This window comes from Streptomyces sp. NPDC014727 (assembly GCF_043083485.1).
Lineage (GTDB): Bacteria > Actinomycetota > Actinomycetes > Streptomycetales > Streptomycetaceae > Streptomyces.
This window is the reverse complement of sequence record NZ_JBIBYR010000077.1, coordinates 1-1,573: the sequence shown is the minus strand read 5'-3', so window position 1 is coordinate 1,573 and position 1,573 is coordinate 1. Positions and strand designations below refer to the sequence as shown.

2 protein-coding genes are annotated in these 1,573 nt (G+C 65.1%); one reads left to right on the top strand and one right to left on the bottom strand.

The window, feature by feature from the left end:
- Positions 1-104 precede the first annotated feature (104 nt).
- Positions 105-1,246, bottom strand: a protein-coding gene (locus ACF1B9_RS37955) for an IS3 family transposase (RefSeq protein ID WP_115410734.1) whose coding sequence is annotated in 2 segments (ribosomal slippage) — positions 105-979 and positions 979-1,246 — 1,143 coding nt in all. Because the reading frame shifts where the segments join, the coding sequence is not laid out codon by codon here.
- Here ACF1B9_RS37955 and ACF1B9_RS37950 point away from each other — a divergent pair.
- Positions 1,226-1,573: 2Fe-2S iron-sulfur cluster-binding protein (locus ACF1B9_RS37950; protein ID WP_391795987.1), on the top strand; the 348-nt coding region annotated here is incomplete at its 3' end. The two genes, ACF1B9_RS37955 and ACF1B9_RS37950, sit on opposite strands and share 21 nt — an antisense overlap.

Genomic DNA, 1,573 nt, shown 5'->3' with positions numbered 1-1,573 from the left:
CCGATGATCCCGGTGATCGCGGCGGCGGCAATGACAGCGGGCGGGTGGCCGGTCCCCGATAACGCGACCACTCGGGAGTAGAGCCCGGGTTGTGTCGTCCGTTGTCAGTTGATCCCGCAGTCCACCGGATGGTGGGTGTGGGTGCAGGCCGCAGCGTACTCGGCCGGCGTTCGGTAGCCCAGCGCTGAATGCCGGTGCCGCAGGTTGTGGTCGGTTTTGAAGTCACCGATGACCACACGGGCCTCGAGCAGGGAGGTCCAGTGGTTGCGGTTGAGGCACTCGGCGCGCAGTCGACGGTTGAACGATTCGATGTAGCCGTTGTTCCAGGGCGTCCCGGGCGGGATATAGGTGATCCCTATCCTTTTGGCGCAGAACCGTTGCAGCGCTGCGGAAATCATCTCTGGGCCGTTGTCACACCGCAGCACCTTCGGGACACCACGGGTGGCGAACACCCGGGCGAGTTCGGCGACGAGCTTCTCGCCGGTGATGGAGCGTTCCACCACATGCAGCAGCGACTCCCGGGTGTGTTCATCCACCATCGACGCAATCTTCACTGCCCGCCCGTCGATGGTGGAGTCGAACTGGAAGTCCAATGCCCACACCGTCTTCGGCGCATCCGCCTCGACTGCCGCCACCGACGACGACCCGGCGCGTTTGCGCCGGTGATGCGTCCGCACCTGCAGGCCCTCCTGCTTCCACAACCGGTGGACCCGTTTGCGGTTGACCCGGTGGCCTTCGTCGAACCGCAACGCTGCCCAGGCCCGACGGAACCCGTGACACGGGTTCTTGCGCGCGTAATCGCGCAGCCAGGCCCTGGCCCCGGCATCGGGATCATTGGGTGTCTGGTCGAGAGGAAGTCGCCGGAACGTGGACCGATGCACCCCGACGACCTTGCAGGCGAACCGCTCGGACATGCCCTTGACCTGCAAGAGCATGCCCACAGCCCGCCGCTTGGCCGCCGGGCCTAGAAGTTTCCCCGAGCGATCTCCCGCAACGCGTCTTTCTCCAGCTCGGCATCCGCGAGCAGCCGCTTGAGCCGGGCGTTCTGCTCGCGCAGTTCCTTGAGCTCTTTGGCGGCGTCGGTGTCCATCCCGCCGTACTGGCGGCGCCAGTTATACAACGTGGCCGCCGAGATCCCCAGGTCAGCGGCGATCTCCTCACCCGAAGCGCCTGCGGCGGCCAACTCGTCGGCACGGCGCAGCTTCCGCACGATCTCCTCCGCGGAATGCCGCTTACGTCCAGCCATGGTTCTCAGTGTCCCTTCTGGCCCCTCACCAGGGCCAACAGGACTCTAAATCCGAGCGGTCTCATTCACCGGGGACAGGCCATCGACGCTGCTTTCCGGCAGGGCATTCATCTCATGCACGGCTGCCGTGAGGGACGGTGCTCGGCGTGCAAATCGTATGTGCTCGACGGCGAGATCCAGATGGAGAACTACTCGACGTTCGCGTGCAACGAGGCCGAGGTCGACGAGGGGTACGTCCTGCTGTGCCGCTCCACGGCCTACAGTGACTGCACCGTCGAACTGCTCAACTTCGACGAAGACGAACTTCTGGGTGGCATCCCCATCCAG